This is a genomic window from Sphingopyxis sp. USTB-05, assembly GCF_023822045.1.
Taxonomy (GTDB): domain Bacteria; phylum Pseudomonadota; class Alphaproteobacteria; order Sphingomonadales; family Sphingomonadaceae; genus Sphingopyxis.
The window spans coordinates 1,363,395-1,383,227 of record NZ_CP084712.1; the positions used below are offsets into that span (position 1 = coordinate 1,363,395).

Here is a 19,833-nt window from a genome sequence, read left to right on the forward strand (position 1 = left end):
GTGCGGCTCCCGCGGGGTCTAAGGGAATCGATGTCGGCCCTTTAGGCGAAGCCGCACGGATTGGCCATAAGCGAGGTGGCAAATTTGTGACTGCGCCGATAAAGGCCGGCTATGTCCGACACGATCATCTCCATCCTGATGCTGACCGGCGTGCTTTTGACCGGCGGCGCTGTCATCGTTTTTCGCAAGGGCGACCGTCGCCGCGCGCTGCTGATGCTCGTCGCGGCGTTGGTGATGTTCGCGAATGTCGCGATCTGGCTGGTGCCGGTAAAATAGCAATGCCCGCCGCCCCCGCGAAGGCGGGGACGACGGGTTTGTCTCAGCGGATCGGCGAGTCGGGCGCGAGCCGCATATCCAGATAGTTATCGAGCGACTTCATCAACTGGTCGAGCTCATGCTCGAAAAAGTGATTGGCGCGCGGAATCTCGTCGTGATGGATCGTGATGCCCTTTTGCGTGCGCAGCTTGTCGACCAGCTTCTGCACCGCGCTGGGCGGCACGATCTCATCCTGCCCGCCCGCGACGATGATGCCCGACGAGGGGCAGGGCGCGAGGAAGCTGAAGTCATACATGTTCGCCGGCGGCGCGACCGACAGGAAGCCGCGGATTTCGGGGCGGCGCATCAAAAGCTGCATGCCGATCCACGCGCCGAAGCTGAAGCCCGCGATCCACGTTGTCTGCGCTTCGGGATGGATCGACTGGACCCAGTCGAGCGCCGATGCGGCATCGCTCAGTTCACCGATGCCGTTGTCGAACGTGCCCTGGCTGCGGCCGACGCCGCGGAAATTGAAGCGAAGCACCGCAAAACCGCGCGCGACGAAGCTCTTGTACATCGCCTGCGTGATGCGGTCGTTCATCGTGCCGCCGCCCTGCGGATGCGGGTGAAGGATCAGCGCAACTGGCGCGCGCGGACGCGGCGGCGGCGAGAATCGGCCTTCGATGCGGCCTTCGGGGCCGGGGAAAATGACGTCGGGCATGGGCGCACCTTTATGTTTTGAGGCTTGCCACCGATTCGCCGAAGGGCGGGGTGGCGGAGCGAAGTTGGCGCCTATACAGATAAAAGGTCGCAATATGCAACTTTTGCGAATGATTCGCAATAAGGCGTTCAATCCCTCCCTCTCAATCGTCACCCTGAGCTTGATCCGGGGTGACGATGATGTCGAGCGCCGCTCGACATCCGCGGCTTTAGCGGGCAGATGCGGCGGATGATTTATCTCGATTATCAGGCCACGACGCCGCTCGCTCCCGAGGCACGCGAGGCGATGCTGCGCTGGCTGGAGGAGCCGGGTGAGGGAGAGGGGTTCGCCAACCCATCAAGTACGCACAAGGCTGGCCGCGCCGCGGCCGCCGCGGTCGAGGTCGCACGCGATCAGGTTGCGGCGCTATTACCCAAAGGAGGCCGCGTTTTCTTCACTTCGGGTGCGACCGAAGCGCTTAACTGGGCGCTACTGCGCGGGGCGGATGCGATGCCGGGCGGTGTCGCGGGTCTCAGCATCGAACATGCCGCCTCGCTGCAATGTCTTGAACGGCTGAACGCCACCATCCTGCCCGTCGATGGCGCTGGGCTGGCGCTGCCGCCCGATGACGCGTTGATCCCCGAGGGCGGCATCGTCGCAACGATGCTCGTGAATAACGAGGTCGGGACGATCCAGCCGGTCGACGACTTCGCCGCTGCCGCGCATGCAAAGAACAGCCTGCTGCTCTGCGACGCGGTGCAGGGTTATGGCCGCGTCGCGATTCCCGAAGATGCCGACCTGATCGCCATCTCGGCGCACAAGATCCACGGGCCGAAGGGGATCGGCGCGCTGTGGATCAAGGATGGCGTCGACCTGCCGCCGCTGATGTTCGGGGGAGCGCAGGAGCAGGGGATGCGATCGGGAACCGTGTCGCCCGCTCTGTGCGCCGGTTTCGGCGCAGCCGCGGCGCTTGCGGCCGAACGCTTCGATGCCGATGCGGCGCATGTTGAGCGACTCTGGTCGCTTGCACTCGACATGCTCCCCGAATGGACGATCAACGGCGATGCGACCCGCCGTTATCACGGCAATCTCAACGTCCGGCGCAAAGGCGTGAACGGCCTGCGCCTTATGTCCGATGCGCGCGAAATCGCCTTCTCGCTTGGCAGCGCATGCGGCAGCGGGTCGGGCAAGGTGAGCCATGTGCTGCGCGCGATGGGGATCAGTGAAGCCGATGCCCGCGCCTCGATCCGTCTCGGCTGGGGGCGTTATACGAGCGAACAGGAATTGCGCGATGGTCTCACCGCGATCCGGGAAGCCGCACGGCTGCAGGGTGTGAACTGATGCGCGTCACCTTCATCCACGCCGACGGCAAGGCGCGCACGGAAGCCGAGGCCGAGCCCGGTTCAATCCTGCTCGACGTCGCGCAGGCGCATATGATGCCGCTTGAGGGGACCTGCGAGGGTCAGATGGCCTGCTCCACCTGTCATGTCATCGTCGCCAAGGAGGATTTCGACCGCCTACCGCCCGCAAGCGAGATGGAAGAAGATATGCTCGACCTCGCCGCCGGCGTGCGGCGCACGAGCCGCCTGTCGTGCCAGATATTGCTGACCGCCGACCTCGACGGCCTCACCGTGCACATTCCCCCCGAAAGCCGCAATATGCAGGGACCCCGATGATGCGGATGACGCTCGCGGCAATTGCGCTGCTCGGCTTATCCGGCTGCGCCACGGTGCCCGGCGAACCACTGGGCGATTCCGTGATCGCCGCCAAGGCGATCCGCGATGTCGAACGGCGGAGCGGCGGTCGGCTCGGGATCGCGGTCGTCGATGCTCGCGGAAAGCTTGTTTCGGCGGATCGCGGACACGAACGCTTCGCCATGTGTTCGACGTTCAAGCTGCTGCTGGCGGGGCAAGTGTTCGAGCGTGCGGCCGAGGGCGTATCGTTGCGCACACCGCTGCCCTTTGAGCGCGGCGAGCTTGTTTCCTATTCGCCGGGAACCGAAAAGCTGATCGGGCCGGACGGGAAGGGGGAGCAACGGCTCGGCTTTGCTGCGCGCGATGCCGTGGTTCTCAGCGACAATATGGCAGCGAACCTGATCCTGGAGCAGATCGGCGGTCCCGCCGCTTTCACGGCGGCGCTGCGCCGTTCAGGTGACGCGGTGACGCGGCTCGACCGGATCGAGCCCGATCTCAATGAAAATGCGCCGGGCGACGAGCGTGACACGACCAGCCCGATCGCGATGGCGACGAGCGCTGCGGCCTATATCTACGGCAGCCGGCTGAAACCCGACCATCGCACGCAATTGCGCGGATGGATGATCGAGAGCGCGACCGGGTTGAAGCGCATTCGTGCAGGATTGCCGCAGGGCTGGATCGCCGGTGACAAAACGGGCACATGCGGCACCGCTTACAATGACGTCGCCTTTGTCGAGACGCCCGGCGGGCGAAAATATGTCATTGCCATCTATCTCGATCGTCCGGCGGTCGAGGGCGATGTCGCCAGTGCGGTCATCGCCGAGGCGACGCGCATCGTTGCGGCCGATCTGCCCAACTGAGCAGGCCGCTTGCATTTCACGGCATCCGCCGCCATATGCGCCGCGGGAGTCGGGCGGACGCAGTCTTCGCCAACCCGGTCAGGTCCGGAAGGAAGCAGCCGCAACGAATTCGCTGCGGGTCGTTCCGGCTCCCACCCTAACCATATCATCGCGTTAATTCGCATCGTCACCCTGGACTTTATCCGGGGTCGCGCTTTTCCGACTTCGCTGAGCGGGACCCGGATCAAGTCCGGGGTGACGCGATATTGGAAGCTTTTGTATTCCCCTTCGACAAGCGCGCTGGTGCCTCCTAATACGGACAGCATGAGCGATTCCGCCGACGACGAAACCCCGATGCTGGGAATGGACCTGCCCGAGACGGCGCCGCAGCCGTCGAGTGGGCCATACCGCGTTCTTGCCCGCAAATATCGCCCGCAAACCTTTGCCGAACTGATCGGGCAGGATGCGATGGTGCGCACGCTTGGCAACGCGATCGCGCGCGACCGGCTGGCCCACGCATTTCTGATGACCGGGGTGCGTGGGGTCGGCAAGACATCGACCGCGCGCTTGATCGCCAAGGCATTGAACTGCATCGGTCCGGACGGGCAGGGTGGTCCGACAATTGACCCGTGCGGCGTGTGCGAGCCGTGCCGCGCGATTACCGAGGGGCGCCATATCGACGTGATCGAAATGGACGCCGCATCGAACACCGGCGTGGATGACGTGCGCGAGATTATCGAGGCGGTGCGCTATGCGGCGGTCTCGGCGCGCTACAAGATCTACATCATCGACGAAGTGCATATGTTGTCGCGTAACGCGTTCAATGCGCTTCTGAAAACGCTCGAAGAGCCGCCGCCGCACGTCAAATTCCTGTTCGCGACGACCGAAGTCAACAAGGTGCCAGTGACGGTGTTGTCGCGCTGTCAGCGCTTCGACCTACGCCGCATTACCCCCGACATGCTGTTCGCGCATTTCAGCGCGATTCTGCAGAAAGAGGGCGTCGAGGCAGAGGCGCCTGCGATCTGGCTGATCGCGAACGCCGCGGAGGGCTCGGTACGCGACGGGCTGTCGATCCTGGATCAGGCGATTGCCCACGCGGACCTCGATGGCGGCGGGATGATCGGCGCGGCGCAGGTGCGCGTGATGCTCGGACTGTCCGATCGCACGTCGATCGCGCAGTTGATGGCAACGATATTGGAAGGCGATGCGGGCGGCGCGATCGATCTGGCGCGTGCACAATATGCGCTGGGGATCGAGCCGGTTGCGATGGTGCGGGGACTGATGGACCTGACCCATGCGATCACTCTCGCCAAAGTCTCACGCCACGACGATCCAGCGCTTGCCGAGGCCGACCGCGAACGCATTGGCGACTGGGCGAAAAAACTAGGTTTCGCGCCGCTCAACCGGCTGTGGCAATTGCTGCTCAAGGGGCATGACGAAGTGCTCCGCGCGAATAATCCGCTCGAACATCTCGAAATGCTGTTGCTGCGCGTGATCTACGCCGCTGCGATGCCCGATCCCGGCGAGCTTGCAAAATTGCTCGAAAAGGGCGGGGTGCCGACGATGCCGCTCGCCGCGCCGGCGGCACCAGCGTCGCAGGAAAACATGGCGGCCGAACCCGTCGCTGCGGCCCCCATGCCGACGGCCGACACGGCCCAGGTGCCCGCCTCGGCACTGACCGTCGCGCAGATTCACCAGCTCCTCGAAAGCACCGGAAATCATCGTCTTGCGGTCGATGTCTATGATCATATGCGAATCATCAGCCTCGAACCCGGAAGCCTCATTTTTGCCCCCGTCGCGGCGCTCGGCGCGGCGTTCGCGCGCGATCTGGGTGAGGCGTTGCTTGCGGCGACGGGCAGCCGTTGGCAGGTTCGCGCAGGCGAAGGGGAAGGGCGGCCGAGCCTTGGCGACGTGCGCACCGCGAAACTGGCCGACAATGACGCGCGAATTCGCGAATTGCCTGTCGTAAAGGCCGCTTTGGCGGCTTTTCCCGACGCAAGGCTTGTCGAGGACGACGACAATCGGCATAGGTCGAACCCATGAAATCGATCGAAGAAATGATGAAGGCGGCGCAGGAAGCCGCAGCCACCGTGCAAGCGCAGATGCAGGAGGCGCAGGCGAAGCTCGACAGCGTCGAGGTCGAAGGCGTTTCGGGCGGCGGTCTTGTGAAAATCACCGCGACTGCGAAAGGCCGCATCAAGGCGATCCACATCGACGATAGTCTCATGGTTCCCTCGGACAAGCAGATGCTTGAAGACCTACTTGCCGCCGCGTTCAATGACGCGCGCGAAAAGGCCGATGCGGCGAGCAACGAGGAAATGGGCAAGATGACGAGCGGCTTGCCGCTCCCCCCGGGCTTCAAGCTGCCGTTTTGAGCCGGCCCCCGAATCCCTCTGGGCCCGCGCTGTTCAGCGCAGTGACATTGAATGCGTGCGAAGTTACGCCATATTAGCGATGAACCACCTATAAGAAGGGCGGTGCGCCCGGTCGCGGGGCCCGTCCAGGAGCCGTAATGACGCAATCTTATCCCCTTCTTCCGCTGCGTGACATCGTCGTTTTCCCGCACATGATTGTGCCGCTCTTTGTTGGACGCGACCGTTCGGTCGCCGCGCTTGAAGCCGCGATGGAATCCGACAAGGAAATCTTTCTCGTGGCGCAGCTCGATCCGGGCGAAGACGATCCGCAGCGCGACGATCTTTATGATGTCGGCGTGATCGCCACCGTGCTCCAGCTTTTGAAGCTGCCCGACGGCACCGTCCGCGTACTCGTCGAAGGCAAGGAGCGTGCGAAACTGCTCGGCCTCGCCAACGAAGACAAGGCCGTGATGGCAAGCGTCAAGCCGATCGGCGACACGGTTGACGACAGCGTCGACACCGCCGCACTGATGCGCTCGGTCGTCGACCAGTTCGAAAATTACGCCAAGCTCAACAAGAAGATGCCCGCCGAAACCGCGGTGCAATTGTCGCAGATTGAGGATGCCTCGCGTCTTGCCGACTCCGTTGCAGGCAATCTCAACATCAAGGTGTCCGACAAGCAGGCACTGCTCGTCGAGGATGCGCCGTCGAAGCGGCTCGAGATGGTCTTCGCGTTCATGGAGGGCGAGCTTGGCGTTCTGCAGGTCGAAAAGAAGATCCGCGGCCGCGTGAAGCGCCAGATGGAAAAGAGCCAGCGCGAATATTATCTCAACGAACAGTTGAAGGCGATCCAGCGCGAGCTCGGCAACGATAATGGCGAGGGCGGCGACGATCTGGCCGAGCTGCAGCTCAAGATCGACAGCCTCAAAATGTCGAAGGAAGCCAAGGCCAAGGCGAACGCCGAACTCAAGAAGTTGCGCGCGATGGCGCCGATGTCGGCCGAAGCGACCGTTGTCCGCAACTATCTCGACACGCTGATCGGCCTGCCGTGGGGCAAGAAGTCGAAGCTCAAGAAGGATATCGCGAAGGCGCAAGCCGTCCTCGACGACGACCATTATGCGCTCGAAAAGGTCAAGGACCGGATCGTCGAATATCTGGCGGTTCAGGCGCGTACGAACAAGCTGAAGGGGCCGATCCTGTGCCTCGTCGGCCCTCCGGGCGTCGGCAAAACCTCGCTCGGCCGGTCGATTGCGAAGGCGACGGGCCGCGAGTTCGTGCGCCAGTCGCTTGGCGGCGTGCGCGACGAGGCCGAGATTCGCGGCCATCGCCGCACCTATATCGGCTCGCTGCCGGGCAAGATCGTGACGAACCTCAAAAAGGCCGGCACGATGAACCCGCTGTTCCTGCTCGACGAGATCGACAAGCTGGGCCAGGATTTCCGCGGCGATCCGGCATCGGCGCTGCTCGAAGTGCTCGACCCCGAACAGAATGGCAAATTCCAGGACCATTATCTGGAGGTCGATGTCGACCTGTCGGACGTGATGTTCGTCACGACCGCCAACTCGCTGAACCTGCCGCAGCCGTTGCTCGACCGCATGGAGATCATCCGGCTCGAAGGCTATACCGAGGATGAGAAGGTCGAGATCGCGAAGTTGCATCTGATCGCCAAGCAGGTCGAGGCGCATGGCCTGAAAGCGGGCGAATTCGAGCTGACCGAAGAAGGGCTGCGCGACCTCATCCGCTATTACACCCGCGAAGCCGGCGTCCGCACGCTCGAACGCGAGATCGCGCGTCTCGCGCGCAAGGCGCTGCGCCGCATTCTCGAAGGCAAGGCCGAAACCGTCACCGTGACGCCGGAGAATCTCTCCGAATTCGCGGGCGTGCGCAAATTCCGCCACGGCATGGGCGACCTGGAAGATCAGGTCGGCGCCGTGACAGGGCTTGCATGGACCGAGGTCGGCGGCGAATTGCTGACGATCGAAGCCGTGACCGCGTCGGGCAAGGGGCAGGTGCGCACCACCGGCAAGCTTGGTGAAGTGATGACCGAGTCGGTACAGGCCGCGCTGTCGTTCGTGAAGGCGCGCGCGCCGGCATACGGCATCAAGCCCAGCCTGTTCGCGCGCAAGGACATCCATATCCACTTGCCCGAGGGTGCGGTGCCAAAGGATGGCCCGTCGGCCGGCGTTGGTATGGTCACCGCAATGATTTCAACGCTGACCGGCATTGCGGTGCGCCGCGACGTTGCGATGACCGGTGAAGTCACGCTGCGTGGCCGCGTGCTTGCGATCGGCGGGCTCAAGGAAAAGCTGCTCGCAGCGCTGCGCGGCGGCATCAAAACGGTGCTGATCCCGGAAGAGAATGAGAAGGACCTCGTTGAAATTCCGGCGAATATCACGAGCGGGCTCAAGATCATTCCGGTCAGCCATGTCGATCAGGTCCTTGCCGAGGCGTTGGTCTCACCCGTTGTGCCGATCGAATGGACCGAGGCCGACGAACTGGCGGCATCCCCGCCGATCGCGTCTGGAAACGACCCCGAAACGACGATTCGTCACTGAGTCGGCACCGCTTCACGGTAATTCGCCCCAAATTCGTCGCAAAATCGACGTTTTGGGGCGTTTTTCGTCCTTTTTTGCTTTGACAAGGCGGGGTCAAACATCGTTAGTGACGCGCCATGGCTTCGGGCCATGAGAATCATTTAACCAACCATAATGCAGGGGTTCCTTAGGCATGAACAAACAAGACCTGATCGCCGCCGTCGCTGACTCGAGCGGCCTGACCAAGGGTGACGCGAGCAAGGCCGTTGAGGCCGTGTTCGACGCAATCACCGGTTCGCTGAAGAAGGGCGGCGAAGTCCGTCTCGTTGGCTTCGGCACCTTCGCGGTCAGCAAGCGCAAGGCATCGACCGGTCGCAACCCGCGCACCGGCGAAACGATGACCATCGCGGCGTCGAACCAGCCGAAGTTCAAGGCCGGTAAGGCCCTTAAGGACGCCGTCAACTAAGTTGACAGGCACCTTCTGGTGAATACATTTCGGGCCGTGGCGTAAGCTGCGGCCCGATTTGTATCCGCCGGATGGATTGTGCGTGAAGATTGAACAAATGTCCGTTGCAATCACCGTCGCAGCGGCTATGGACGTCCGACTTTCGGACGCCGGGCTCCCGGCATGCACCGGACGGGCGCGTAGCTCAGCGGTAGAGCACACCCTTCACACGGGTGGGGTCACAGGTTCAATCCCTGTCGCGCCCACCATGGCTTCCCGGCCATGGCGGAAACCGAAACCGGGGCTGACCCGGCCATTCATCGCCTATTCAATGCCTTCGCGTTAGAGAAGCGGCCATGATCCGTACCTTGACCCTTTCCCTCGTTTCCGCGCTGCTGATATCGGCAGGCGCGCCCGCCTTCGCGCGCGGCGATCGTGACCAGGACAATCTGCGCGAAGCGGCGGCGCAGGGACAGGTCATTCCGCTCAACCGGCTGATCGCCGATGTCCGTTCGCGCGCGCCCTATAACGAGATGACCTATCTTGGCGGCCCGCAGTTCGATGCAGGACGGATGATCTATGCCCTGAAATTCATGGACGGCAGCCAGGTGGTCGTTGTCTATGTCGACGCCCGCACCGGCCGGATCGTGGGGCGGAAACCCTGACATTTTGCCCGCAACGACATTTTGCGATGATCGTTCGGACTTGATACACAGTCGATACATGCGGCCGACATCGTGCGGCGCGCAAAGGAAAGGCGCCTGAATGCGGATTTTGATTGTCGAAGACGAACCCACGCTGGGCCCGCAGCTAAAGGCGACGCTGGAAGGCGCTGGCTATGCCGTCGACCTTGCGACCGATGGTGAGGACGGCCATTTTCTAGGCTCCACTGAAAATTACGACGCGGCGATCCTCGATCTCGGCCTGCCCGAAATCGACGGGCTGACGGTGCTCGACCGCTGGCGCCGCGAAAAGCGCAATTTTCCCGTGCTCGTTCTCACCGCGCGCGATAGCTGGTCGGACAAGGTGGCGGGGCTCGATGCCGGCGCGGACGACTATCTGGCCAAACCCTTTCAGACCGAAGAGCTTATCGCCCGGTTGCGCGCGCTGATCCGCCGCGCCGCGGGCAATGCGTCGAGCGAACTCATCGCGGGCCCGGTTCGGCTCGATACGCGCTCGGGCCGTGTCACGCTCGACGGTGCGCCGGTGAAGCTGACCGCGCAGGAATATAAACTGCTGTCGTATCTGCTCCACCACAAGGGCAAGGTCGTGTCGCGAACCGAGTTGATCGAGCATATCTATGATCAGGATTTCGACCGCGATTCGAACACGATCGAGGTTTTCGTAACCCGCATCCGCAAAAAGCTCGGCGCCGATATCATCACGACGATCCGCGGGCTCGGCTACCAGCTCGACGATCCGCAGGGTTGATCCGTGGCGGAGGCCGACGCCCCGGCCGTCGTCGCGGATACCGACGCGGACAAGCCGCAGGCGCTGACCAGCCGTATCACCGGCTCGCTTGCGCGCCGCATGATCGCGATCGCGGCGCTGTGGATTTCAGTGCTGCTGATCGGCGGCGGCTTCGCGCTCGACCGGGTGCTGACCGGCGCTATCACGCGCAACTTCGATTCGAGCCTCGAATATGTGCTGATTGCGATGATCCGCTCGTCGGAGATCGGCCCCGACGGAGAGGTGCGGCTGGTCGAACCGCTAGGCGATCAGCGTTTCCTCGAACCCTATAGCGGCCTTTACTGGCAGATCAGCGGCGGCAATCAGGAACCCTATCGCTCGCGTTCTCTGTGGGAGCGCACGCTGAAGGCGCCGGTGCCGCATATCGACAACCAGATCCACACCTATGACAGCAATCAGTTTCCCGAGGAGGAACTGCGCGTACTCGAACGCAACGTCATCCTGCCGGGCAGCAAGACCAACTGGCGGTTCCAGATCGCCCAGTCGCGCGAAGCGCTCGACACCCAAAATCGTGCGGTGCGCGCCACGTTGATCCCCAGCCTTGCGCTGCTTGGGCTCGGGCTGATCATCCTCGCGGCGCTCCAGACCTTTTACGGGCTTTGGCCGCTCCGACATATTCGTCGCGCGATCGCGGCGATGCGCGGCGGCCAGAATCGCAGGGTCGATGCGCCCCTGCCGCTCGAAGTGCAGCCGATGGTCGACGAGCTGAACGCGCTGCTCGCGCATAACGAGAAGCAGGCCGAAGAGGCGCGGCTTCACGCGGGCAATCTCGCGCATGCGCTGAAAACCCCGCTCACCGTGCTCGTCAACAGCGCGACGAGTTCGACGTCGGAGCTTGCCGAAACGGTGCGGCGCGAGGCGGCGACGATGCAACGGCAGGTCGACCACCACCTCGCGCGCGCGCGCGCCGTCGGGCGCCGCGGCGCGGCGCAGGCGAGGGCGGTCGTCTGGGACAGCGTCAACAGCGTGTCGCGGGCCGTCGCCGCGCTCTATCCCGATGCGCGCCTCGACGCCGAGGGCGACAAGACGCTGATCGTGCGCGTCGAGCGGCAAGACCTTGATGAGCTTGTTGGCAACCTTCTCGAAAATGCGGCCAAATATGGCGGCGGCAGTGTCTTCGTCACCGTCCAGCGCGATGGAAATATGGCCGAAATACTGGTCGAGGACGACGGTCCCGGCATCTCGCCCGACGACCGGGTCCGTGTGATCGATCGCGGAGTGCGGCTGGACAGCGGCAAGCCGGGAACCGGACTTGGCCTTGCTATCGTACGCGACGTCGCCGAAATCTACGGCGGTAGTGTCACGCTGGAGGAGAGCGAGGATCTCGGCGGCGTGATGGTGCGGTTGAGATTGCCGGCGGGTTAGGGGTGAATGCGGCTTTGGGGTCTGAGCTGTCGTTGCCCTCTTTGAACATCGCCCGGCTGGCTCTGGGATCGGAACGGCGCAAGGGCCGCGCAATATTTCAAAGTTCAGGAAAGTTCAGCCCTATGCGCGCCCCGATTTGCAAGTCGCGGAGCGCTGGATGTGCGCGGCACGTCCGATCGTGGTCGTACCCGTAAGCCAGGCAGCGACCACCTTTTTTGTTCACCGAATGAAAGAGCCGGATGAAGGCTGACACAGCCGGATAATGTAGGAAAGACCTATTTGAAGGCGATGTCTGTTTTAGGGTGGTGAGCTGTCGCTCGATCCCCACCCTCGTCACCCCGGACTTGATCCGGGGTCCATGACGATGGTGCGGTTATGGATCCCGGATCAAGTCCGGGATGACGAAGAAGGATGGGGGGCTTTCGGTCGATACCGACCTTCCGTCATCCTGGGCTTGACCCGGGATCCCGCTTTTTCGACGTGCTCACGGACTTCGACTTCAAGCGGGACCCCGGATAAAGTCCGGGGTGACGATGCAAGAAAGGGCAGCTTCCGGCCGAAAGCCGTCGCTTGCCTTAAGCCGCCGTTACTTCCAGGCCACGCTGTACGCCGGGACGTGCCAAGCCGGCATCGAGCCAGCGCTGGACATGACTGAACCGGTCGAAGCCGACGATCTCGCGCGCGTCGTAAAAGCCGATCAGATTGCGTACCCAGCCGAGCAGCGAGATATCGGCGATGCTGTAGTCGGCGCCCATGACCCACTCGCGCGTCGCCAGCCTTTCGTCGAGCACGCCGAGCAGACGCGCCGATTCCGCCGCGTAACGATCCCGCGGGCGCTTGTCCTCATATTCGCGGCCGGCGAATTTGTGGAAGAAACCGAGCTGGCCGAACATCGGGCCGACGCCGCCCATCTGCCACATGACCCACTGGATCGTCTCGTACCGCTCCGCCGGATCGGCCGAAAGAAACTGCCCGCTCTTGTCGGCCAGATAAATCAGGATGGCGCCCGATTCGAACAGCGCGAGCGGCTTTCCGCCGGGGCCCTGCGGGTCGTAGATCGCGGGGATCTTGCCATTGGGGTTGAGCGCGAGGAACGCCGGGTCATGACTTTCGTTCGCCATGATGTCGATCCGGTGCGGTTCGTACGCGAGACCCGTTTCCTCCAGCATGATCCCCGCCTTGACCCCGTTCGGCGTCGGCGCAGAGAAAAGCTGTATCCGGTCGGGGTGCTTTGCCGGCCAGCGCGCGAAGATCGGATGGGCCGTGCTCATGCGTCCTGCTCCCGCTTGGCTTGCTGGTGGTGGCGGATTACTTCGTCGATGATGAAGCGGAGGAATTTCTCGGTGAAATCGGGATCGAGATCGGCGTCGCGCGCGAGTTCGCGCAGCCGTCCGATCTGGCGTTCCTCGCGGCCGGGGTCGGCGGGGGGCAGGCCTTCGCGGGCCTTGAGTTCGCCGACCGCCTTGGTCACCTTGAACCGTTCGGCGAGCATATAGACGAGCGCCGCGTCGATATTGTCGATGCTCTGGCGGTAGCGGCTCAGTTGGTCGTCCATGGGTGCGCGATTCCTCTCTTCTCCGGCACGCTTGGCACCGGGCGGGGCTTCAAAGCAAGCCGAAAGTCGTTGCAAAATCGCGACCGCGGCGCCAAGGCTCGCCGCGTTATGACTGCGGAAATCCATCAGCTCCACGGCGACCGGCCGCCCTCGCTCGACCCGATGATGGCGCTCGTCGCCGCCGATATGAACGAGGTGAATTCGGTCATTCTCGACCGTATGCAGTCCGAAGTTCCGCTGATCCCCGAACTCGCGGGGCATCTGATCGCGGGCGGCGGCAAACGGATGCGCCCGATGCTGACGCTCGCGTGCGGCAAGCTGCTCGACTATCCGGGCCGCCGCCACTGCAAGCTCGCCGCCGCGGTCGAGTTCATTCACACCGCGACGCTGCTCCACGACGATGTCGTCGACAAGTCGGACCTGCGCCGCGGCCGCAAGACCGCGAACATCATCTGGGGCAACAGCGCCTCGGTGCTCGTCGGCGATTTCCTGTTCAGCCGCGCGTTCGAAGTCATGGTCGAGGACGGATCGCTGAAGGTGCTCAAGATCCTGTCGCGCGCCTCGGCGGTGATTGCGGAGGGTGAGGTCAATCAGCTCTCGGCGCAGCGCCGGATCGAGACGAGCGAGGACCAGTATCTCGCGATCATCAATGCCAAGACCGCCGAACTCTTCGCCGCCGCGTGCAAGATCGCAGCGGTCGTTGCCGAGCGTGACGAGGCGACCGAAGCTGCGCTCGACGCCTATGGCCGCAACCTCGGCATTGCGTTCCAGCTCGTCGACGATGCGATCGACTATGTTTCGGACGCCGAAACGATGGGCAAGGGTGTCGGCGACGATTTCCGCGACGGCAAGGTTACGCTGCCCGTCATCCTCGCTTATGCGCGCGGCAGCGCGGAGGAACGCGATTTCTGGAAGCAGGCCATCGTCGGACATCGTACGTCGGATGAGGATCTCGCCTACGCCACGTCGCTGCTCCACAAACATGACACGATCACCGACACGCTTGCCCGCGCGCGCCACTATGGTCAGCGCGCCGTCGATGCGATCGGGGGTTTCAGTGCCAGTCAGGCGAAGTCGGCGCTGACCGAAGCGGTCGCGTTCGCGGTCGCGCGCGCCTATTGAGGCGGACATGGCGATGATGGGCCCAGCGGCGGAAAGCCCCGGCGCCTATATCGCCGCGCTGTCAGGCTGGCAGCGCGAACGCTGCGAAATGATGCGCGCGACAATCATGGCCGCGGCACCCTTTGAAGAGACGATCAAATGGACCAACCTTGTCTTCATGACGAATGGTCCGTGCATCCTGATCCGCGCCGAGGAGCATCGGGTGCTGCTCGGTTTCTGGCGCGGCAAAAGGCTGCGCGAGCTGGAGCCGCGGATCAAGGCGAGTGGCAAATATGAACTCGGCAATCTGGTGATGACCGAAAGCACCGAGGTCTCGGCCGAAACGGTCGCGGCGCTCGCCGCCGAGGCTTTTCGCCTGAACGCCCAACTGGGCAACCCTGCGGCGCGCACCTGATGCAATCGCTTCCGATCGATGTCGTGCTGCCCGATATCATGGCGGCCCTGGTGCTAAAGCCCAACGCCGTCGTCGTGGCACCGCCGGGGGCTGGCAAGACGACGCGCGTGGCGCCCGCGATACTCGACCAACCGTGGTGCAAGGGCGCGGTGTGGTTGCTCTCGCCCCGCCGCCTTGCCGCACGTGGCGCGGCCGAGCGCATCGCCGAGGAAATGGGCGAAGCGGTTGGCGGCAAGGTTGGCTATGCCACGCGGCTCGACAGCAAGCAGTCGGCGGCGACGCGGCTGCTGGTGATGACTCCCGGCCTGTTCCGCAACCGCATCCTCGCGGATCCCGAGCTTCGGGGCGTGTCGGCAGTCCTCTTCGACGAAGTCCATGAACGCAGCCTCGACGGCGACTTTGCGCTCGCATTGGCGATCGATGCGCAGCAGGGTCTTCGCGACGATCTTCGCCTCGTTGCGATGTCGGCGACGCTTGACGGCGTGCGCTTTGCCGCCCTCCTTGGCAATGCGCCGGCGGTGAAGAGCGAGGGCAAGATCTGGCCGCTCGAACTGCGCCATATCGGTCGCCGCGCCGAGGACCGGCTGGAGGCTTCGATGCTCGCGGCGGTGCGGCAGGCGCTGGTCGACGAGGTTGCGGGCGACATGCTTGCTTTCCTGCCCGGCGCCGCCGACATCGAGCGCACTGCAGCCGCAGTCGAAGAGGCGCGCTTGCCGCTCGTCGTCCATCGCCTCCACGGCCAGATCGATCCGGCGCTACAGCGCAAGGCGCTCGTCCGCGATGCTGATGGACGGCGCAAGTTGATCCTCGCGACGAGCATCGCGGAAACCAGCCTGACGATCGACGGCGTGCGTATCGTGATCGACGCCGGCCTGTCGCGGCGTCCGCGCTTTGACAAGGCGGCGGGCATCGCGCGCCTCGTCACCGAGCGCGCGAGCCAGGCGTCGGCGACGCAGCGCGCGGGCCGCGCCGCGCGGCAAGGGCCGGGCGTTGCCTATCGATTGTGGGAAGCCGCGGCGACCGCAGGCATGCCGCCGTTCGATCCCCCTGAAATCCACGAAAATGATCTGATGCCCGTCGTCCTCGATTGTGCGAGTTGGGGCATCATCGACCCGCGCCAACTGGGCTGGCTCGACCCCCCATCGCCCGCCGCCATTTCGGAAGCGAAAAGCCGGCTTCAGGCGATTGGGGCGCTGGCCGACGATGGCCGCATCACCGCACACGGCAAGGCTCTCGCCGCGATCCCGCTTCCCGTTCCGCTCGCGCACATGCTGCTCGACGCGGCGCGCGCGGGGGAGGCGGAGATGGCGGGGCGGCTTGCCGTGCTGTTGACCGAGCCGGGACTTGGCGGGCGCGGCGTCGATGTCGAAGCGCGGCTGTCGCGTTGGCGTGGGCAACGCAACGAACGCTCCGACGGCGCCTGGCGTCTCGCGCGGCGGCTCGCGACCATCGGCGAGAAGCTGGCGGCAGAGACCGATAGCGTTCCAACGCGCTCGATCGGCGGTTGGATTGCGACCGCGTGGCCCGACCGCGTTGCGCGGCAGCGAGCAGGGCAGCGCGGCGAGTATCTCAGCGTCGGCGGACGCGCCTATCGCATCGACCCGGTCGATCCGCTCGCGGGCAGCGAATGGCTCGCGATCGCTGACGCGCAGGGCCATGCCGCGGGGGTGCGCATCCTGGCCGCGGCGCCAATCGAACAGGCCGAGGTCGAGGCACTCTTCGCCGACCGCATCGTCCAGCGTTCGGCAAGCAGTTATGACGGCGCTAACGACCGCGTCGATCATCGCCGCGAACGGCGGCTTGGTGCGATCGCACTGACGAGCGGGCAGGCCGGGCGCAGCGAAAATTCGGAGGACGATATCGCGGTACGCATGGCTGCGGTGCGCAGCAAGGGACTGGGACTGATCGGTTGGGGACCGGCGTCGCAGGCGCTGCGCCAGCGCGCTTCCTATGCGGGGATCGACGCGCTCTCGACCGGCGCGCTCGCCGATAGTCTCGAACTCTGGCTGGAGCCGTTGCTTTCGGGATGCCGGGGCCTTCGCGATATCGGCGATCGCAAGCTGACCGATGCGTTGATGGCGACCCTCGACTGGCCGGCGCGGCAGTTGCTCGAAAAGCACGCGCCCGCCGACTATGCGACACCGGTCGGCGGCCGGCATCCGATCGACTATGGCGCCGACGGTGGGCCGACGGTCAGCCTTCGCGTGCAGGAATTGTTCGGGCTGGCCCGCCATCCGACGATCGGCGATCCGCCGGTGCCGCTGGTGCTCGCCCTGACCTCTCCCGCGCATCGACCGATTCAGACGACGCGCGACCTCGTATCCTTCTGGAGCGGTAGCTGGCATGATGTGGCGCGCGAGATGCGCGGGCGCTATCCCAAGCATAATTGGCCCGACGATCCGGCAAATGCGCGGCCGAGCCTGATGACCAAAGCGGCACAGGCGCGCCGCGATGCGCAATAGGCCCCTTTTCGCAGGCGCCGCTTGGCGCTAAGGCGGCGGCTCAGGCCCCGGTTAAACAGGACGACCCCGATGAAAGCGCGTATTTTCCAGAAGCCCAAAAATGCCATGCAGTCGGGGCGTGCCGGGACGCAGCGTTGGGTGCTTGAATATGCGCCGGTCGAAGCGCGCAAGGCCGATCCGCTAATGGGTTGGGCCGGCAGCGGCGACACGCAGCGCCAGCTCCGCCTTGGCTTCGCGAGCCAGGAAGAGGCCATTGCTTATGCCGAGCGTAACGGCATCGAAGTCGAAGTGACCGCGACGCCGGTGCGGACGCTCAAGATCCAGGCTTACGCCGACAATTTCCGGTAAAGCGTCGCCCCCGCGAAGGCGGGGGACGCTGGCAATCTCGCGCTACGTCGATAGCGGCCCCACATCTTCGCGGAGGGCCGACGATCCTTCTCGATTATTCGCTGTCGGGCTGCAGCAATTTGTGCAGGTGGACGACGACATATTTCATTTCGGCGTCGTCGACCGTGCGCTGCGCGGCGCTGCGCCATGCCTTTTCCGCCGACTTATAGTCGGGATAGAGGCCCACGACGTCGAGGTTGTGGAGGTCGACGAAATCGAGACCCTGCGGGTCGGCGACGCGTCCGCCGAACACGAGATGCAATTTGCTCATGGTTGCTTTCCTTGCGGGTTAGCGCGGGGGAGGGGAGAAGCCGCGGCCCCTACCAGCGCTTAGCCCCTACGGCAAGTGCGGCTCAGTCTTCTTCCTTGCGGCCCTTCGGCAGCAGCGATCCGAGCAGCGCGCCGATTGCGACCGCGCCCGCGACGAGCGCCAGCGGCTGCTTTTCGGCAACGTCTTTGAGTTTGCTGTTCGCGCGTTTGGCCTGCGCCTTGCCCTTTTCATAAACCTCGCCAGCCGCTTCGCGGGCGACGCCGGCTTGCTCGCTGGCCTTCGCCGCGAGATCTTCGGTCGCGGCGCGGGCGCGACCATAGCCGTCCTGAATGCGCGCCTTTGCCGCTTCGGCGGTCAACCGGGCATTTTCGGCGGTTTTCTCCGCAAGTTCACTCGCTTTTGCACGCGTATCGCGGGCGGTTTCACCGAACGGCTTCATTATCTTCTTCCTCCAGAGTTTCGATCTCATCTTCGTCCGCCGGATCGTCGGTGGACCGAAAATGATCGGCGACGTCTGCCGCCAGGTCCTGAATCTTTTGCACCAGACGCGGGGCATGTTCCTTGATCGGTTCGCGCAGCAACCAGGCGACGCCCGCCGCAGCGGCGATCGCGATCGGAAGGCGGTTGCTGCGAAACTGTTCCTGTACGGCATGCGCAGTATCGTCGACGACCTCGCCAATCCGGTATTTGCCGCGATCAACGAGCGCGCCGGGTTTGAATGCAGCGCGCGCGACGTCGAGCCGGCGGTACAGTTCGGCGCGCTGGAGCATCGAGCGGCGCGCAGCGACGATCAGGCGATTACGCGTCCGCGGCATCGTCGATCCCTTCGTTCGTAAGGTCGCGCCGCAGCGCGGTGCGAATGTCGCCATAGCTGCGCTGCGCGCGCCACCCGGCAAAGGCGGCGATGATGAGCAGAACGGCGACGACAATCAGGGTTGCGACAAACGGGCCGACATGCGGCGCGAGCGCCAGGATCGCCCCGAACGCCAGCGCAAGCATTGCGATGCCCAAAGCCGAGGCGGCAACGGCGCCCCAGCCCGCCGTCCAGGACACGCCGTGCAGGGCGAGTTCGGTACGGGCTTCAAGCAGCGCAAGCTCCGCCTTGGCCGTCGCCGAAAGATTGTCGACGACATCGCCGACGATCTTTTCGAGCGGAACGGGAGGCGGGGCAAGCGGACGTCCGTCGGGAGCGTAACCGTGACTTATGCCGTCAAAGCTGCGCGCGTCGGACGCTGGCGGGATCTTCGGATCGGAAGGTGGCAAGGCCCTGTCAATCGTTCGAGTTGCCCTTGAGCATCCGGGCAAGGACGAAGCCGATCACCGTGGCGGCACCAACGGCGATCGCGGGGTTCTTTTTGACCATGTCGCGCGTCGAGGCAGCAAGCTCGTCGAGATCTTTCTTGTCGAGCGTCGTGGCCAGGCCGGCAACGGTGGTCGCGGCCGAGCGGGCATAGTCGCCATATTGTTTGCCGAACTTGCTGTCGACGGTGCCGGCGCTGTCCTCAAGCAGCTTGGCGAGGCTGCCGACGGCTTCGGCGGCCTTGTCCTTGCCCTTGTTCGCGGCGTCGCGCGCCTTGGTCGAGGCTTGATTCTTGAGCGTCGTCGCTTCCTGTTTCAGCGACGCAGCCTTTTTGGACGCTTCGGATTTGATGGTGTCGCGCGTCGCGGCGATCTGGTCGCGGATCGGATGATCCTTGGCGGCGGCCTTCACGGTGGCGGGCTTGCGGGCGGGCGCGGCCTTGGTGGCTGCGGCCTTCGCGGGGGCCTTGGGACGGGGAGCTGCGGCTTTCTTCGTCGCGGGAGTAGCGGCTTTGGCCATCATTTAGTCCTCTTCTGTCGTGTCGGGCGCCGCGCGAGCGGGCGGCCTCTCTTGGTCCTGTCAGAATATATAGCAAGGCGAGCCGAATGGTTCCATCCCTCCGCAAAATTCCTATGCAGCGGTTGCACTAACGTCACCCTCCCGATAACAGGCGGGCGCCTTTCTCC

23 protein-coding genes, 1 tRNA gene and 1 other RNA gene are annotated in these 19,833 nt (G+C 64.2%); 17 read left to right on the forward strand and 8 right to left on the reverse strand.

The features are described 5' to 3' along the window. Positions 1 to 111: 111 nt before the first annotated feature. Positions 112 to 276, forward strand: a complete 165-nt coding sequence (locus tag KEC45_RS06025) for a hypothetical protein (RefSeq protein WP_193749162.1) — start codon at positions 112 to 114, stop codon at positions 274 to 276. Between the two features lie 43 nt (positions 277 to 319). Here KEC45_RS06025 and KEC45_RS06030 read toward each other — a convergent pair whose 3' ends face one another. After that, positions 320 to 976 (reverse strand): alpha/beta hydrolase, encoded by a 657-nt coding sequence (locus KEC45_RS06030; RefSeq protein WP_037510410.1) that lies wholly within the window; start codon positions 974 to 976, stop codon positions 320 to 322. A gap of 228 nt (positions 977 to 1,204) precedes the next feature. Between KEC45_RS06030 and KEC45_RS06035 the strand changes: the two genes are divergently transcribed. The 12 genes from KEC45_RS06035 to KEC45_RS06090 all read left to right on the forward strand — a co-directional run bounded on the left by KEC45_RS06035 (position 1,205) and on the right by KEC45_RS06090 (position 11,656). Beyond that, positions 1,205 to 2,296 carry a cysteine desulfurase family protein gene (locus KEC45_RS06035; RefSeq protein WP_062184045.1) on the forward strand — a complete coding sequence of 364 codons (1,092 nt, stop codon included), beginning with the start codon at positions 1,205 to 1,207 and terminating at the stop codon, positions 2,294 to 2,296. After that, a complete protein-coding gene (locus KEC45_RS06040) occupies positions 2,293 to 2,631 on the forward strand; it encodes a 2Fe-2S iron-sulfur cluster-binding protein (RefSeq protein WP_152682382.1) in 339 nt (112 codons plus the stop codon). Before KEC45_RS06035 ends, KEC45_RS06040 begins: the two co-directional genes overlap by 4 nt. Then, a complete protein-coding gene (gene bla / locus KEC45_RS06045) occupies positions 2,628 to 3,509 on the forward strand; it encodes a class A beta-lactamase (RefSeq protein WP_062181828.1) in 882 nt (293 codons plus the stop codon). Before KEC45_RS06040 ends, bla begins: the two co-directional genes overlap by 4 nt. A 41-nt stretch (positions 3,510 to 3,550) precedes the next feature. Next, an RNA gene (gene ffs, locus KEC45_RS06050) (signal recognition particle sRNA small type) lies at positions 3,551 to 3,648 on the forward strand. A 194-nt stretch (positions 3,649 to 3,842) separates the two neighbouring features. Beyond that, positions 3,843 to 5,531: a DNA polymerase III subunit gamma/tau gene (locus KEC45_RS06055; protein ID WP_238586729.1), complete on the forward strand. Its 1,689-nt coding sequence runs from the start codon at positions 3,843 to 3,845 to the stop codon at positions 5,529 to 5,531. Further along, entirely contained in the window at positions 5,528 to 5,863 is a 336-nt protein-coding gene (locus KEC45_RS06060) for a YbaB/EbfC family nucleoid-associated protein (RefSeq protein ID WP_062181825.1), read from the forward strand. Before KEC45_RS06055 ends, KEC45_RS06060 begins: the two co-directional genes overlap by 4 nt. 137 nt (positions 5,864 to 6,000) lie before the next feature. Then, positions 6,001 to 8,397: an endopeptidase La gene (lon, locus tag KEC45_RS06065; RefSeq protein ID WP_062181822.1), complete on the forward strand. Its 2,397-nt coding sequence runs from the start codon at positions 6,001 to 6,003 to the stop codon at positions 8,395 to 8,397. A gap of 172 nt (positions 8,398 to 8,569) precedes the next feature. Continuing rightward, complete coding sequence (locus KEC45_RS06070) at positions 8,570 to 8,842, forward strand: HU family DNA-binding protein (protein ID WP_037510426.1); 273 nt, start codon at positions 8,570 to 8,572, stop codon at positions 8,840 to 8,842. 173 nt (positions 8,843 to 9,015) lie between these two features. Then, a tRNA-Val gene (locus tag KEC45_RS06075) sits at positions 9,016 to 9,090 on the forward strand. A gap of 87 nt (positions 9,091 to 9,177) precedes the next feature. Further along, the gene (locus KEC45_RS06080) at positions 9,178 to 9,486 is read left to right on the forward strand and encodes a hypothetical protein (protein ID WP_062181819.1); all 309 of its coding nucleotides are present in this window, start codon (positions 9,178 to 9,180) and stop codon (positions 9,484 to 9,486) included. Positions 9,487 to 9,586: 100 nt separating this feature from the next. Continuing rightward, a complete protein-coding gene (locus KEC45_RS06085) occupies positions 9,587 to 10,252 on the forward strand; it encodes a response regulator transcription factor (protein WP_039573238.1) in 666 nt (221 codons plus the stop codon). Between the two features lie 99 nt (positions 10,253 to 10,351). Further along, positions 10,352 to 11,656 (forward strand): HAMP domain-containing sensor histidine kinase, encoded by a 1,305-nt coding sequence (locus KEC45_RS06090; RefSeq protein ID WP_062184039.1) that lies wholly within the window; start codon positions 10,352 to 10,354, stop codon positions 11,654 to 11,656. Between the two features lie 575 nt (positions 11,657 to 12,231). Here the strand turns inward: KEC45_RS06090 and KEC45_RS06095 are convergent. Continuing rightward, a complete protein-coding gene (locus KEC45_RS06095) occupies positions 12,232 to 12,927 on the reverse strand; it encodes a glutathione S-transferase N-terminal domain-containing protein (RefSeq protein ID WP_062181816.1) in 696 nt (231 codons plus the stop codon). Then, complete coding sequence (locus KEC45_RS06100; protein WP_062181813.1) at positions 12,924 to 13,211, reverse strand: chorismate mutase; 288 nt, start codon at positions 13,209 to 13,211, stop codon at positions 12,924 to 12,926. Before KEC45_RS06100 ends, KEC45_RS06095 begins: the two co-directional genes overlap by 4 nt. 108 nt (positions 13,212 to 13,319) lie before the next feature. Between KEC45_RS06100 and KEC45_RS06105 the strand changes: the two genes are divergently transcribed. From KEC45_RS06105 to KEC45_RS06120, 4 genes are all read left to right on the forward strand, one after another. Beyond that, on the forward strand, positions 13,320 to 14,333 hold the full coding sequence (locus tag KEC45_RS06105; protein ID WP_062184036.1) for a polyprenyl synthetase family protein: 1,014 nt from the start codon (positions 13,320 to 13,322) through the stop codon (positions 14,331 to 14,333). Between the two features lie 7 nt (positions 14,334 to 14,340). Continuing rightward, positions 14,341 to 14,727: a DUF1801 domain-containing protein gene (locus KEC45_RS06110; RefSeq protein ID WP_062181810.1), complete on the forward strand. Its 387-nt coding sequence runs from the start codon at positions 14,341 to 14,343 to the stop codon at positions 14,725 to 14,727. Next, complete coding sequence (gene hrpB, locus KEC45_RS06115; RefSeq protein WP_252171662.1) at positions 14,727 to 17,189, forward strand: ATP-dependent helicase HrpB; 2,463 nt, start codon at positions 14,727 to 14,729, stop codon at positions 17,187 to 17,189. Before KEC45_RS06110 ends, hrpB begins: the two co-directional genes overlap by 1 nt. 69 nt (positions 17,190 to 17,258) lie before the next feature. Then, a complete protein-coding gene (locus KEC45_RS06120; RefSeq protein WP_062181803.1) occupies positions 17,259 to 17,537 on the forward strand; it encodes an ETC complex I subunit in 279 nt (92 codons plus the stop codon). A gap of 94 nt (positions 17,538 to 17,631) precedes the next feature. Here the strand turns inward: KEC45_RS06120 and KEC45_RS06125 are convergent, their stop codons facing one another. The 5 genes from KEC45_RS06125 to KEC45_RS06145 form a co-directional block, all read right to left on the reverse strand. After that, positions 17,632 to 17,847 (reverse strand): DUF4170 domain-containing protein, encoded by a 216-nt coding sequence (locus KEC45_RS06125; protein ID WP_062181800.1) that lies wholly within the window; start codon positions 17,845 to 17,847, stop codon positions 17,632 to 17,634. 82 nt (positions 17,848 to 17,929) lie between these two features. Further along, entirely contained in the window at positions 17,930 to 18,286 is a 357-nt protein-coding gene (locus KEC45_RS06130) for a hypothetical protein (protein ID WP_062181797.1), read from the reverse strand. Beyond that, positions 18,270 to 18,662 (reverse strand): hypothetical protein, encoded by a 393-nt coding sequence (locus KEC45_RS06135; protein WP_062181793.1) that lies wholly within the window; start codon positions 18,660 to 18,662, stop codon positions 18,270 to 18,272. Before KEC45_RS06135 ends, KEC45_RS06130 begins: the two co-directional genes overlap by 17 nt. Continuing rightward, on the reverse strand, positions 18,646 to 19,110 hold the full coding sequence (locus KEC45_RS06140; RefSeq protein WP_062181790.1) for a phage holin family protein: 465 nt from the start codon (positions 19,108 to 19,110) through the stop codon (positions 18,646 to 18,648). The genes KEC45_RS06135 and KEC45_RS06140 overlap by 17 nt, the downstream gene beginning before the upstream one ends. A gap of 7 nt (positions 19,111 to 19,117) precedes the next feature. After that, positions 19,118 to 19,669: a hypothetical protein gene (locus KEC45_RS06145; protein ID WP_252171663.1), complete on the reverse strand. Its 552-nt coding sequence runs from the start codon at positions 19,667 to 19,669 to the stop codon at positions 19,118 to 19,120. Positions 19,670 to 19,833: the final 164 nt, after the last annotated feature.